The following is a 14,975-nucleotide window of genomic DNA, read 5'->3' on the forward strand; positions in this document are numbered from 1 at the left end:
CTTCACTGCCTCAGACAAAGCATTGCAGCAGGCACGTTTGCAGGTTCTTAGCGAAGCGGTTAAAGACGCCCAAGCTCAGGCTGGGGCTGTTTTTAATACCTTGAAGTTAACCCCAGGAAAGATTATTGACATTAATATTAACTCAGCTGACAATCCTAGCCCATCTCCTTTGGTGTTTAATGTAGCAGCAGATAAAGCTGTTGCACTAAGTGCTATAACTCCTATAATTGGTAGCCCTCAGACAATAAAAGCTAGTGTTTCTCTAGATATCGGTTATTCTCCAGTTCCAGCAGGACTCTCGATCTAGCTCTTTATGGATTCCAGCGATCTGCTTAATAAATAAGTCTCCTACTCGTTACCAGCTAAGTGTTTCAGTTTCATAGGTAGATGCTAAACCTCTAAGCTTCACTAGGCAAGGGTTTCATTTCTCTTTGATAGCTTTATATCCCTGGAATCCATAAAGAGCCAGCGTAGAAACATAACCACTAAACTAATTTAAGTATTTTTACTGGTTGATAAAATGTACTTAATTTTAATCTCTCACCGATGAACTGAAACTGGTGCGTCACACTGCGTTAACGCACCTATCAATTGGGACACCTACTCGTCAATTTGACCAACGCGGCGGATATTCAAAATGTCACTCATTTTCTTAATTTGGACGAACACTTGCTCTAATTGAGAGCGATCGCGTATATCTATTCCTAAGTCGATCAATGCAGGTTGACCAGTAGCAGTTTTCACCTGAGCATGGCGGACATTGATCCCTTGGTCACTCAACCGTGACAAAATATCCTTTAGCACCCCTACGCGGTCAAGGGCTTCAATTTGAACATCCACTGGATACGTGTGCGGACGACCACTATTTTCGGCGGCTGGGTTCCACCTAACTGGTACTAAGCGCTCATACTCCACACTCTCCAGATTATGGCAGCCTTGGCGATGAATCGAAATCCCCCTACCTCGCGTCACCACACCAATAATTGGTTCGCCAGGAATCGGGGTACAACAGCCAGCTAAATAATATACCAAACCTTCAACCCCAATAATTGGCGAATCTACGGGGCGGGAGGTAGTTGCAGGTGCATCTCGCAAAGCTTTTAATGTAGTTGATTCTTTGGGGACAAATAGCGGCACAGTGGAAACTGGTTGTTGTCCCTTCGCTACTTCTCGCCAGCGATTTAATACTAGGTTCAACGTCACTTCTCCGTAACCCAAGCCAGCGAGTAAATCATCCACGCTGTGGTAGTTACACTTTTCGGCGACAGTCTCCATCGCATCCGACTTTAGCAGACTCTCAAAACCAGTTTTACCAAGTTCTTTTTCTAACAATTCCCGTCCACGGGCAACATTTTCTTCGCGGCGCGATCGCTTGTACCATTGTTTTATCCGATATTTCGCCGCCGAAGTCCTGACAAAGTTCAACCAATCCAAACTCGGATGACTGTTCTTTTGGGTAATAACCTCTACAATATCGCCATTTTGCAGCCGCGTTGACAGAGTTACCATTCGCCCATTCACCCGCGCCCCTGCACAGTGGTTTCCCACTTCCGTATGAATGCGATAAGCAAAATCTACAGTGCTAGAACCTGGACTTAAAGGAACAACATCCCCCTTAGGGGTGAAGACATAGACATCATCTTCAAATAGATTATCTTTGACGCTATCAAGATATTCTTGTGCATCCTTGAGATCAGTTTGCCATTCCAGCAGCTGCCGCAGCCAAGTAAACTTGTCATCTGTCGCTGTCAAATGGCTAATACTAGAACCTCCTGTTTCTTTGTACTTCCAATGAGCGGCAATCCCATACTCGGCGATATGATGCATTTCGAGCGTGCGAATTTGCACCTCTAAAGGACGACCAGTTAGTCCAATCACTCCAGTATGCAACGACTGGTAACGGTTAGGTTTTGGCAGTCCAATATAGTCCTTAAATCTTCCAGGAATTGGGCGAAAGGCATCATGAACCATCGCCAAAGCCCGATAGCATTCCTCATTTGTTTGAACAATAATCCGCAGCGCTGCTAAATCATAAATTTCATGAAATTCCTTTTGCTGCCGTTGCATTTTTTGGTAAATGCTATAAAGGTGCTTGGGACGACCGCTGATTTCCTGGCAGTGAATTCCGGCTTGCTGCAAACGTTCTCGCAAAATCTCTGTAGATTTGGCCAATTTCTCTTCTCGCGCCGTCCGTTTTTCGGAAACGTACTCCTGCATTTGGCGAAAAGCTTCTGGTTCCAAATATTTAAAAGCCAAATCTTCCAGTTCCCATTTAATCCGCCAAATCCCCAAGCGATTGGCTAAGGGTGCAAAGATATCTCGCGTTTCTTGGGCACTGCGACGGCGGCTGGCTTCTGACATGTATTGTAAAGTTCGCATATTATGCAAACGATCTGCCAATTTCACCACAATCACCCGAATATCTTGCGCCATTGCCAAAAACATCCGCCGGAAGTTTTCCGCTTGGCTTTCGGTTTTGCTTGTGAAATTGATTTTAGAAAGCTTGGTGACACCTTCGACCAATTGCCGCACTTCTGGGCCAAAGCGTTCTTCTATTTCTTGACTTGTAACTTCTGTATCTTCAACGACATCATGGAGAAATCCAGCTGCTATCATAGTAGCACTACCTCCCAAGTCACGCAGCAAGTCGGCTACAGCGATGGGATGAGCAATATATGGTTCTCCAGATTTGCGGTATTGACCTTGATGCAGTTGGTAAGCAAATTCAAATGCTCGACCAATTAAGACTGCATCATTATGCCTTCGGTCATCTGCCGCTTCAGTGCTAATTGTTGATGACTCCTTCAAACATTTTTTTAACCATTCTGGAATGCTTAGATCAACTGATGAATTTATAGCTAGGCTGCTCATACAATTGGGTTTAGAGTGGATCGGTAGATAATGTGAATGATAAATAAAACTGGCAGCATCGCCCGAAGAAGATGCTGTCGCCTAGAGACGGGTAAAAAAAACAGTGTAAGGATGATTCTCCAATTGCCGTTGGTAGTCATCCGGTGGAAGTTTCAAGGATCATAAAGAAAATCCATTGATGGGAAACAAAGCCTCAAATCCTGATTTGAGGCTTTTAGTGCTGATAAGTCTTTAAGAAAGTTTATTGTAGAAGAAAAATTACTTGACATTAATATATCTTAATTAGTACTAGATGTCTTTAAATCGTGAGAAATATCTGGCACTCGTAACCTTGTTAGAGCAATTACGCTCCGATGCCACGACTACCCAAATCGTTGCGCCCGAACTGCGAGTGCGTGTAGCCTCGTTGCAGCAATTTTTCGGGCAGCAAATTGTGCCTTTGGCTGATGAAAACTGGCGAGTGCAGTCTTATCAAACGGAGATGAGCAAGCAACTGCGCCTGTTGGAAATAGATGTGATGTTTTTGCAAGGAGCGCGGCAGGCTTCTACTGCACAAACGAGACTTCAGACGATTAGCGATCGCTTGACAACTCTCATTCAATACTGTGATGCGATTCTGCAACAAGAAGCGGAAAAAGAAAAATAACAATTCTTTACCTTTTTCTCTAATTACTCCATCATCTCATTTACGAGCGTTTATGAAAAGTTATTTTGGCAACAAGTTTCAAATCTGTAAAGGGGAATGGGGAGTTAGGAGTTGGGATTTGGGAGTTAGAAGTTATAAGAATTCTTCCTCCATGCCCAATGCCCTGTTTGCCCCATGCCCTTTTAAGTAGTACCAATGCCTTTCAAGAGGAGATTCATAGTGCGGCGCATGTATACTTCTACTGGCTCGGTTGTGGGTTTGAAGATCAGTGCATAATATAGTGACCCGCTCACAAGGTCGATAATTAGGTCTACGTCTGCATCTTTGTGAATTTCGCCTCTAGACTTGGCACGCTTAAGTACTTTAGAAAAGGCTTCACGTCGGAGTTTCGTATATTTTGTCCAGTAAACCTCTGCAAACTGAGGATTGCTAGACGCTGTACTAATTATCAGGGCAAGTGTCTGACGACCAAGGGGACTATGTATTTTTTTGGCGGCATTATTGATTAGGATATCCATGTCTCCCCAAAAGCTGCCAGTATCGGGGATCGCTAAATCATCTCTGAGACTTTCTATAGCGTCTGCAACTAATTCTTCTTTGGAAGTGTAACGCCGATAAATGGTCGTTTTACCAACTCCAGCACGAGAAGCGATCGCTTCTATACTCATGCTTTCATATCCTAACTCTGCAAGCAAGTCTAAGGTTGCTTGGAGAATTGCTTGGTCAGCGTGAATGCTGCGTGGGCGTCCAGAGGGGCTGTTGATTTGCTTATTCATAAAAATATCATCCCCAAGCAATATCTTCTTGACAATTTGCTTCTACCTTTGGGCATAGAACATCGCCTATGGGAAACAAATAAGCCCTATAACCCAGTTCTCACACACGAAGACAGCAGGAGTGACCATCCATCTTTAGTATAGGTATTTCTGCTGCTTTTTATTCAAGTCTCTTGACCATTTTAATATGATACGCTACCGTAGCGTATACATACATGTATTGTTTAATTTTAGCTTTGGCGTAGGCATAGCCTAACCCAGGTATCGCTTTAACCAAATAATTACTAATTCGTAATTAAGAGGATATAAGCCCCACCAAATTAGAGATTTTGGTGGCCAACTTTCGCACAGAGCAAGCACTGATAGCGCAGCGTAAAGCCTGCGGCATGGCTTCTCTACGAAACCTGCGCGTAGCTTACTTCTCGCCAAAGACGAGTATTATCAATTATTTTGACATCCCCCTAAATATTATTGATGTAACAATGGCTACTAACATAAAAAGTTCGACTTTTGACCAATTTGGTTATGTCCAGGGGCCATTGAAGTGGGCGATCGCTTTCACGGCTTCCATTGGTGCAGTCTTAGAAGTGATTGATACCAGTATTGTTAACGTTGCCCTGACTGACATCCAAGCCAGCCTTGGTGCAACTGTCAGTGAAGTAGGTTGGGTAGTGACTGGATATGCGATCGCCAACGTCGTTTTAATTCCCTTATCTGCATGGCTGGGAGATTACTTTGGGCGCAAAACCTACTTTATCTTCTCCTTGATTGGCTTTACCCTTGCCTCGGTTTTATGCGGGTTGGCATTTAATCTACCGATGCTGGTTTTTTCTCGAATTCTTCAAGGTTTATGTGGTGGCGGATTGCTAGCTAAAGCACAAGCGATTTTGTTCGAGACTTTTCCACCTGCTGAACAAGGTCTGGCTCAAGCAGTTTTTGGGGTAGGTGTAATTTCTGGGCCAGCAATTGGCCCAACTTTAGGGGGATTCTTGGTAGATGGTTTAGGCTGGCGATGGATTTTCTTTGTTAATATTCCCTTCGGGATCATTGCAGTAGCGATGTCCTTTGTATTTTTGCTCAAAGACAAAGACAAGAGCCAGACACAAAGCCAAGCCGTTGATTGGTTCGGGATTGGGTTTTTGGTCATCGCTATCGGCTGTATGCAAACTTTGTTAGAGCAAGGAGAGGAAGACGACTGGTTTTCCTCTGGTTTCATCACTACGTTGGCGATCGCTAGTATTATTGGATTGGGACTGTTTATTTGGCGAGAACTGAAAACAGATCACCCTGCTGTGGATTTGAGAGTTTTGCGTCACCGTTCTTTAGCTGCGGGAAGCGTTCTCTCAGCGGTGGTGGGTATGGGGCTTTATGGCACACTCTTTGCTGTGCCGATATTTGCTCAGAGTATTCTGCAATTTACGGCAACACAGACAGGACTATTATTAGCACCTGGGGCTTTAGCATCTGCGATCGTTATGATTTTATTAGGCAAACTGTCGAGTAAAATTGATGCCCGATTTTTAATTGCAATGGGCGCTGTCGGTTCATCTGGAGTCATGTTTCAACTAGCAACAATAACCCCACAAACCGGTACAGATGATTTATTTTGGCCATTGGTATGGCGTGGGGCTTTTACTGTGTTGATGTTTCTCCCTTTGAGTTTAGCAGTTTTAGGCCCGCTACCTAAACAAGATGTTTCTGCTGGGTCTGGTTTCTACAACCTCACCCGACAATTAGGTGGTAGCATCGGCATTGCCCTACTCACCACTCTGCTTGACCGACGAGAGGCTTTTCATCGAGCCATCCTGTTAGCAAAACTTAGTCCTTATGACCCCGAAACCAATCAGCGCCTCGATGCACTCAACGGGGCACTCCAAAGTCAAGGCATGGATGCGACAACCGCTCAACAACAAGCACTAGCTTTATTAAGTCAAATAGTAGATACCCAAGCTGCTGTTTTATCTTACGCAGATTGCTTTCGAGTCGTAGGCGTAGCGTTCATTTGCTCATTACCTCTGTTACTATTCCTGGGTAAAGGCGGTGCCGGAGCGAAAGCGCCGGTCGGTCACTAGGGGTAGAGTAAATAGCGATGCCTGCGGCGGGCGTAGCCATCGCATCCCAATTTTGTCATTTAGATTCTATTATTGCAAAACTACGTAAAAACACGGTTTCAAAATTCTTTTCTACCGGAAGTCACACAAAAAGCTTAATATAAACCGATATATGTGGATCAGAAAAGTAAAAGTCCCACTCAGTTTTGAGCAGGACTATGTGAAGTCTTATTGCTAAAATTAGAAATTTTTATCTTAGAAAAAGTTCATTATTGTAATAATGCTAACGCTGGTCAACATCATTAAAGCGCCCATAATTATAGATTCACCTAAGGGATTGGGGAATTTTGAATTGTTCATTTAAGTAAAATCCTTTTTGTTAATAGTTCTTTAACCATATCAAAATCAGTATAAATATCGATAAAATAACTTGAAAACTTAAATATTCGTAAAGTTTCTTAGTAAATACTGGGTTTTTTACTTATGTAATGATTTTTACTGAGCATTGGTTACATCCCATATTTTTCATCTCCCCCACTCCCCACTCCCCAGTAATGTAGTAATTCCCGAATAGAATAATTACCTGAACTCCGAGCGGAATACGCGCCTTTGTGAGCTAAAATAAATCTTAATCAAGGTAGAAATATTTGAACAGAAGATTATCATGACAGTTTCCACGGCATCTAGAAACCAAACGATCGCTTTTGACTTAGAAAAATTAAATCAGCAATTTGAAACTGCCACTCCCAAAGAAATACTGGCATGGTCTGTAGAGAATATCCCAACAGAATTGGTGCAAACGAGCGCCTTTAACGTCGATGACATGATAATTACCCATATTCTTTACAGTGAACTGAAGCATCCTGTTCCTGTGATATTTCTCGACACCTTGCATCACTTCCCTGAAAGCCTAGAATTAGTTGCCAAAGCCAAACAAGTCTACAACCTGGATTTGCAAACTTACAAAACTCCAGACCTAGACACCCGCGAAGCCTTTGAAGCCAAATACGGCGACAAACTTTGGGACAAGGATATTGCCCAATTCCACCAGATTACAAAAATTGAACCACTGCTACGGGGTCTAGACGAACTCAACAGCGTCGCTTGGATCACCGGACGCCGCCGTGACCAAGCAGTCACCCGTGCGAATATGCCCATATTTGAATTAGATAATAAAGGTCGGCTGAAAGTAAATCCCATAGCCACTTGGACACGCCAAGACAGCTGGGTTTACGTGGCTGAACACGGAGTCATCTACAACCCTTTACACGACAAAGGTTATCCCAGCATAGGCGACGAACCGATCACCACCAAAGTAGGCGAAGGCGAAGACGAACGCGCCGGACGCTGGCGGGGAAGTGATAAAACAGAATGTGGAATTCATATTTAAGGGTAAGTAGGGATAGGGAGTAGGGAGTAGGGAGTAGGGAATAGAAGAAAAGAAGAATTGCTCCCGACTCTCCCCTCTGTGCTTACTCTGCGCCTCTGCGGTTAGATAACACTGTTACACAACAAATTTAGAGGCTAGTTTATTAACCACTTTGCTGGAAAAGCTGCTCTAGAGAAGCTAATTCAGCTTCCGTCACTGCGTCAATCTCTGGCAAAGGTCGCTGCATAATTGAGTAAAGCGATCGCCTTTGCACTTTTGTAGATTGCAAACCGAGTTCGTTCAATTCTTCTCCAATTTTTAATCTCATATTGCGTCGGTCAGCTTTAGTTAGATCAGGACTTTGGAGAATAGCTATTTCAATAGCAGGTAAAACAAATTTCCTTACTTTCTCATATTCGCCCGAAGAAATAGCATTTTTAGCTTGACTAACTAACTCTTTTATAGTTTTTAATGACTCCCAATCTTGCTGTTTGCGCTTTTCTATACGAAACAGCATATAGCTGTAGCCTTCTAGGGGTTTACCATCACGCTCAAAAGTTTTTGTTGTTCCAGGTGAACCAAGACAGAGGCTATCCTTGACAATACAAAGATTATCGCTGTTTATCTTATTATCCTGCGCCAAAATTGCAGCAAAATAACCTGCTTTCAGGGAATTACTACCACCTCCATCGGCTTCAGAAAATGTTTGTTGGTAGCCTAGTTCTAATCGACGCTCACCAATATCGAGTAAATCTTCAATACCCCGATATACTGGTTCTACTAGCTTTATAACACTTGAAAGTTCTGGCACAGGTAACAATTCAGAAAATCTGCCCATCGTCTTAATAAATTTACCGATGGAGTCATTATTAGCTATGCTAAATAAGCCTGTTTGTAACTCGACTAATCCATCATTAAAGGGAAATAAAGATGTGAGAGGATAGTTGCATTGAATGACTTTATCCAGATTATCTGCTATTGATTTTTCTAGTTGTCCAGGTGCAGCTAGATAAGGAATTATTACGGATTTTCCACCGTGATTGAAGCGGACAGCAGCATGAACCACCGGATATCTTTGCTTGAACCATTCTACATCTTTAGCCAAGCGCATCTCCACTAGCCACATACGACAATAGGCTTCACCTGCAATAATGGGTTTTTCATCATAGTCTACATCAACTCGATGTTTTGGTAGAGAAAGGGTTTTATATTTTGGAGCCTCACGGCTGAAAGTTTCAGATAAACTCTGGAAAAAGCTCATGAAATTATTCCTCTGTTACATCAACCTAAATGCGGTGAAATCTGATTCCAAATAGCACGAATGGGAATACCTCCTGTTGAACCTGGAGTCACGGTACGTCCTATACCGGGATTTCCTTGATGAATTGCAATCAATTCCCATTGGCGATTAAAAATTGGTGCGCCAGAGCAACTGTCATCAGTTTTTAGATTATGGTCAATGTAATCTTCTCCTACTTGTGTAATTTGTCCAAGGTCAGAAATTATCACTGGATTTCCTTGGGGATGATGAATAATACGAATATCTTGACCGCTATCTAATGTTTCATCGCTACAAATAGATTTTTGTTGCTGAAGATTATCTTTTATTTTGATTAAAGCGTAGTCAGGGCGATTATGATAGCTGACAAAAGTCATATCTAGTTCAAATAAATCTTTGTCTAACTGATGACTGTCAGTATTGTAGTTAAAACGTACCCAAGCTTGTCTAACTTGAGTTTTGCTAAAAATGTGATTGCAGGTTAGTAATATATTTTTACCTACCAATACTCCTGTACCAATACCCATTCCTTTGGGTGATTCGATTCTACAAACAGTGTTACGAGCCTTTAAAGCGTTGAAGTTTTCCCGACCTCGTTCAGCTAATTTAGTGAATAAGTCTATATCTGGGTCTTCTAACTCATAACTTTCTCGTCGCTTGAGTAAATATTGCAACAAATTTATCATCGGGTGATAATTTATTCGCTGATTATAAACTTTATAATCTTTAAATTTTGCTACTAATCTGTTGCTGAATTCTACAGGATTATTAATAAAATTTAGGGGTCTAATAAACGAATCTTCAACACCAGATGAGCTAAATACACTTCTCCAACTACTTGCATTATCAAACCTTGTAGCAAAAAATTTTTCTAGACTTTCCTCTAAATATATAACATCATTTTGCTCTAAAAAGATTTCCGGGTTCATGAATTTCTCATTTGTCCAAATTGAGCTATAATTTTCAGTTACAAATAAGGAATTATCAACAGTTTGGGTAGCTGCGACAGAGAATGAATCAGCGAGATGTTTCGATGTTTGTTGCTGAAATATGTCATCTAATTTTAGATTATATGTTTGCACATTTTTACTTAAAATTGGAGTTATGATTATAGAATCTGTAGTAACTTGGGTATAAGTGGTCTGATTAAATCGACGCTTCAAATCCTGAATAAACTTTTCTAGTGAAGTTTTTTGAAGATAGTGTTTTTTTAAGGCTTTCTCAATTGTTTTAAGCAAAGTTTCATATAGATTCTCAATATATTCTTCTCGTACAGTTTTTGAATTATCTAGCTTAAATGACCAGTAATTATACCATTGCCAAAGAGATTGAAATTGATTAGAATTTTGAGTATTTATACCTATTTTTGAAGGATACTTATTTGTAATCTCACCTCCCAATAAAGCTTTTTATAGCCCTCATCTTCAGACTTAACTAGTTCAACAGGCTGTCCTTGAGTAGCTACCGAAAGCATAGTTAACTTTAACTGTTTAATCTTTGCTATCAGATATTCAAATCGTGATATTTGCCACTCGTCAACTAATTCTTCTTGAGATTTTTCTTTGATATAATGCTGGCACGAAATAATATCAATTTGATTTAAAACGTTAGTGTATAGGTCGTGAATATATCCTGCTTTTGAAGCATATCCACTTTTTAAAGATGACCAGCGATCGCGCCAATCTGAAAGAGATTTAAAGTTATTAGGATTTTCGATGTAAACCCCTTCCTCTTCAATAGATTCCATCAGGTCAGTAATATTTTCATAAAGTAGTGTATACTCTTTCTCTTTTTCGTGAATTTTCAACTCTCCAGTAGAAACCGCAATCATAATTAATTGCAACTGTTGAATTTTAGTTAACAGTTCTTCAATTAGTGCTACTATCATAGAAAATCCAAGTTTTATTTAAATCTCTGTTTATAAAGCTACACTAGCAACTGTGTTTATTTCTGATTGCGTAGATTCTCTATATACTCAACTAGTCGGTTTATTTGAGTGTCTCTGTCGCGATTCCATTCACGAGACCAAATTCTGTAAATGCGCCAGCCTAATTTTTGTAGAACTTCTTGGCGGAGGCGATCGCGATCGCGTGCTGTTGGATAGTCACGATACGTTGCTCCATCACATACAATGCCTAAAAAATACTCCTCTGTTTCTGGCTTGAGGTTATCTATCAACACTAGATCAATCGGGTAAGCTGAACGACCTACCCGTTTCTTAACTGTATATCCCCTTTCTGTTAGAACCTGATAGATATCTTCTTCAAAGTGTAAATCTGAGTGAGATACCTCATCAGCAACCTTTTCATTTAGTTTTTGACCGCTGCTTTGAGCGTATGCAAAATACTCTTTAAGCAATGCAGCTTGTTGACCTTTTTCTGCGTCAAAATCTTCTGATTTAATTGAGGCGACTAAAACAAACTTACATTTAGCACGAGTTATTGCAACATTTAATCTTCGTCTTCCTAAATCCTGTTGAATTTTACTAAAGTAACCAAAGTTGTGATTTAACTTATCCGGTTGTTCGTTATCATAACCAAAGCCAAAGCTGAAAAAAATCACATCTCGTTCATCACCTTGAACCTCATCGATTGGTTTGATAAAGAACTTGTCTGAGTTATCTTGACAAAGTTCTTGTATTTCTGGATACTGAACAGTGATACGGTTAACTTGCTCCCAAATGGCTTTTGCCTGTTGTTTACTTGAGGTAATAATACCCAAAGTTTGCTTAAGGTGTCGCTGAAAATGCTGCACTATTAGCTTTGCAATTTCCTCCGCTTCACGGATATTATCTTTGCGCTTACCACCACGGTCATATATTCCTCCTTCAACAGGATGGAAATGCACTCCTCGGCTAACATCTTTCACAGGGTTGGGGAAAGAAATGAGTTTTGAATTGTAAAATTTTTGGTTTGAAAAGGCAATGAGGCTCTCATTTTGGCTGCGGTAGTGCCACCTCAAAGTAAATTCTTTCATAATTGATAAAGGGGAACACTCATCAAGCAAATTTTCATAAACTTCTTCTTCATCGTTGCTATCATCGGAAGCTGCACTTTCAAAGTAAGAAGTTGGCGGTAGCTGCTGGTTATCTCCAACAACAATTAGCTGTTTTGCTCGCATAATAGAAGATACTGCATTTTCAGTACGAACTTGAGAAGCTTCGTCAAAGATAACAACATCAAACTCCACTGCCTCTGCATCTACATATTGACTAACCCCTAAAGGACTCATCAACCAACATGGCTTGAGGGTAGTAACAAGTTGAGGTGCATTTTTGATAAATTGACGAATTTTTTGTTGTCCCCTTTGCTTTTTACTTTCATCTTTAAAAGACTTCACTTGTTGTACTGCTTCCGCCTGTGTTAACCAATCTTGCCAACGTTTGGCATGGAGTTGTCTCAAACGTTCTATTGCAACTTCATACTGTTGTTTATCTTTTTCGGAAAACTCATTTATTTTCCGCTCGTGGAAATCCTGGTTAAAATTTCGTAACTCTAAATTATCATTATGTATATGTCGCAGCCAATTTTCATATACGCCTTTTTGTAAAACTGAAAACCAATCATTTGGTAGGAAGTTAGAATTTCGTAGCTTAGATAAAAAATCTTTGGTTCCAATAACTTCTAATTGACGTACAATTTGTTGATAGTCCAACCACTGTTGGAATAAATCAATCTCATTGTGGGCTTGTTGTCGGAAATTTTCAATTTCCTTTAAGGGTGTTTTTTGCAATACACCTAATGCTGTTACTCGTTCTTGAGGAAAGTTGTCTCTTAAGAATTTAAAGCCTTCTTTAATCTGATTTAAGGATAATTCCAAATTTTTTAAAAATGTTCTTAGCTCCTGATAGCGTTCTCTTGAAGCAATAACTGTGGCTATTGTCTCTTTATCTAATTGGCGCTGTTGATTTATTATTTCCAACCATTCAAGACCCCGTTCAATACCTAGTAAATCTGTCATTTCTTCATTAAATGAAGAACCAAAAGCTGTACGAGCTTGATATTGTGGATCTTTTAATATACTTAAAATATTTTGGCGCTCAATTGCTTCTTCAATATCTGCAATTAATTTTTGCTCAGAAACTCTATTTTGGTCTTGCCGTAGAGCTATGAGACGTTGACGTTCCCGCCTCTTAGCATTACGCCATTGCCAATAAGCTAGTTGAATGAAGCGAAAAATACCTGTAAATCTTTTTGTAAAAAGTCTCCTAAGTTCTAACAAATCAAAAGTTAAAAATTCACGAGCATACTCAGCATTTAGTGTAGAATTAATAGATTGATACTTTCTGGTCTCTTTTTCAAAATCAGAATACAACTGTCTTAAATCGACTAAATCTGTTGAAAAAGACCAAGTTTCAATTCCTGATGGAGCATCAAGAATATGAGCTACTGCTGGCTGTAACCGTTCCAAATCATACAATGTTTCGAGTGGTTCTGTTATTTTTAGCAGTTGCGTCAATGAAGCTACAGTATCCTGAGCAAGTTTTATTCCTTGACTGAGATTGTCAATATTATGACGTAAATAATTATTGATATTAGACGACCAAGATTCAGATTTTAGTGGACTATTTGACCATATCGTTTTTTGCCTTCCCCGAAATATAGCCTCGAATTGACCAAGTTTTTCCAGTGGGATTTTTGCTTCCAATAATCTGGTTTCTGACCAATCGTCCAGATTATCAAGATTAAACTCTAGCACAGGAGTTTCTTTTCGTTCTAACCGGAGAATTGCGCCATACAGGTCAAAAACAGATTTATTTAATGGTTGCTCCTGTTTATGTAGACCTACTACATGATCATTGAGAACTTGTTGATAGTCACGTAAAGGTTTAAAGAATGTATCCCAATCTTGCTGTTGTGCTTCGTTTCTTTCTGAAAGCTGAGTGACAGTTTGGCCTAGTTGATTGAAGAAATCTTTTGCTTTTGTTGTTACTTGATGGTGTAAATTTAGACAAGCATCCTCCAACTTACTTTTTTTAAGCCTGTCAAAGACGACTTCTAGAGCAGTTTGCTTTTCGGCAACTACAAGCACTTTCTTATTTTTGCCGATTAACTCAGTGATGATGTTAACAATAGTTTGGCTTTTTCCTGTACCAGGAGGCCCCTGCACTACACAGCTAAGTCCTGCCTTTACAGCTTCTATAACTACTTGCTGGCTGGAGTCTGCGTCACGTATTTGATAAATTGATGAGGGGTCTATTTTCTCAAGTTCTTGCTCTTGAGGAATGGGGGGCTTATTGACATTATCAGGTGTTCGTTTTATAGCTAGTTCTTTCAAGATAGGATGATTAGCTATCTTCTGCTGATTGTGTTCCAAGTCTTTAATCATTGCTGCTTTTGCATCCTGGAACAAAGTAATGTGTGCTGTTTCTTCTACATGCCAGTTAGGTTGTTTAGCGATCGCACCACGAATAGCATCAAAAAAACTCTCATAACTCAATTTTGGAATGCGATCACTCTCAGGCAGTACAATATTAAAATCTTCACGTAACTTGTTGACTAAAATAAATTTAACAGAAATATCATCATCAGTAGAGTAGAGTGTGAACTCTGGCAACTTTCTGCCCTTTTTTTCCAATTTGACAGGAACAAGCAGCATTGGAGAAACATACTTTTCCTGGGGTTTTTGGGGGTCAAACCATGTTAAAGTACCAAAAATTAGAAAGAGACTATTAAAACCCTTCTCCTCCAAGCTTGATTTCGCACCTTTAAGAAGTTCATCTAATAGCCTGATCCGGTCAGTATCACTCTGCTTGCTTGTGAGTTGACTAAAAGGAAATGGAGTGGGTTCTTCTCCTACAAAGTTTTTATATAAAACTGAAGAGGTTGTAAGAATATCAATTACTGGTTTTTTATTTTTGCGAAAATCAAGTAAAGGATTACTGTTAGAGTCGCCAGCAAGTCTTTTCTTCCAAATATTGATTTTTTCTTGGATTGCCTGAGTGTCCGAGATACTCATTCGGTTTGAATTGGTAGTGATCGAC

10 protein-coding genes are annotated in these 14,975 nt (G+C 40.2%); 4 read left to right on the plus strand and 6 right to left on the minus strand.

The features are described from left to right. The coding region (locus V7L29_RS17745) for an SIMPL domain-containing protein (protein ID WP_334736317.1) at positions 1-307 on the plus strand (307 nt) is incomplete at its 5' end. A gap of 293 nt (positions 308-600) precedes the next feature. On the opposite strand, the gene V7L29_RS17750 is transcribed toward V7L29_RS17745, so the two are convergent. Continuing rightward, positions 601-2,871, minus strand: a complete 2,271-nt coding sequence (locus V7L29_RS17750; RefSeq protein WP_334736318.1) for a RelA/SpoT family protein — start codon at positions 2,869-2,871, stop codon at positions 601-603. A gap of 292 nt (positions 2,872-3,163) precedes the next feature. On the opposite strand from V7L29_RS17750, the gene patD reads away from it, so the two are divergent. After that, on the plus strand, positions 3,164-3,517 hold the full coding sequence (gene patD / locus V7L29_RS17755; RefSeq protein ID WP_334693884.1) for a heterocyst frequency control protein PatD: 354 nt from the start codon (positions 3,164-3,166) through the stop codon (positions 3,515-3,517). Between the two features lie 182 nt (positions 3,518-3,699). Here patD and V7L29_RS17760 read toward each other — a convergent pair whose 3' ends face one another. Beyond that, complete coding sequence (locus V7L29_RS17760) at positions 3,700-4,293, minus strand: TetR/AcrR family transcriptional regulator (protein ID WP_334736319.1); 594 nt, start codon at positions 4,291-4,293, stop codon at positions 3,700-3,702. Positions 4,294-4,625: 332 nt separating this feature from the next. On the opposite strand from V7L29_RS17760, the gene V7L29_RS17765 reads away from it, so the two are divergent. Together V7L29_RS17765 and cysH are read left to right on the plus strand one after the other, a co-directional pair. Then, on the plus strand, positions 4,626-6,365 hold the full coding sequence (locus tag V7L29_RS17765; protein WP_334693882.1) for a DHA2 family efflux MFS transporter permease subunit: 1,740 nt from the start codon (positions 4,626-4,628) through the stop codon (positions 6,363-6,365). Positions 6,366-7,008: 643 nt separating this feature from the next. Then, positions 7,009-7,734, plus strand: a complete 726-nt coding sequence (gene cysH / locus V7L29_RS17770; protein ID WP_334693881.1) for a phosphoadenosine phosphosulfate reductase — start codon at positions 7,009-7,011, stop codon at positions 7,732-7,734. 142 nt (positions 7,735-7,876) lie between these two features. On the opposite strand, the gene V7L29_RS17775 is transcribed toward cysH, so the two are convergent. From V7L29_RS17775 to V7L29_RS17790, 4 genes are read right to left on the minus strand one after another with little or no spacing between them, the layout of a single operon-like run. Then, on the minus strand, positions 7,877-8,974 hold the full coding sequence (locus tag V7L29_RS17775) for a hypothetical protein (RefSeq protein ID WP_334736320.1): 1,098 nt from the start codon (positions 8,972-8,974) through the stop codon (positions 7,877-7,879). A 20-nt stretch (positions 8,975-8,994) separates the two neighbouring features. Then, positions 8,995-10,392 (minus strand): trypsin-like peptidase domain-containing protein, encoded by a 1,398-nt coding sequence (locus V7L29_RS17780; RefSeq protein WP_334736321.1) that lies wholly within the window; start codon positions 10,390-10,392, stop codon positions 8,995-8,997. Continuing rightward, positions 10,353-10,880: a hypothetical protein gene (locus tag V7L29_RS17785; RefSeq protein WP_334736322.1), complete on the minus strand. Its 528-nt coding sequence runs from the start codon at positions 10,878-10,880 to the stop codon at positions 10,353-10,355. The genes V7L29_RS17780 and V7L29_RS17785 overlap by 40 nt, the downstream gene beginning before the upstream one ends. A gap of 56 nt (positions 10,881-10,936) precedes the next feature. Then, on the minus strand, positions 10,937-14,950 hold the full coding sequence (locus V7L29_RS17790; RefSeq protein WP_334736323.1) for an AAA domain-containing protein: 4,014 nt from the start codon (positions 14,948-14,950) through the stop codon (positions 10,937-10,939). Positions 14,951-14,975 lie beyond the last annotated feature (25 nt).

Origin of the sequence: Nostoc sp. (assembly GCF_036916575.1) — a bacterium.
In the GTDB taxonomy this organism is placed as follows: Bacteria; Cyanobacteriota; Cyanobacteriia; order Cyanobacteriales; family Nostocaceae; genus Nostoc.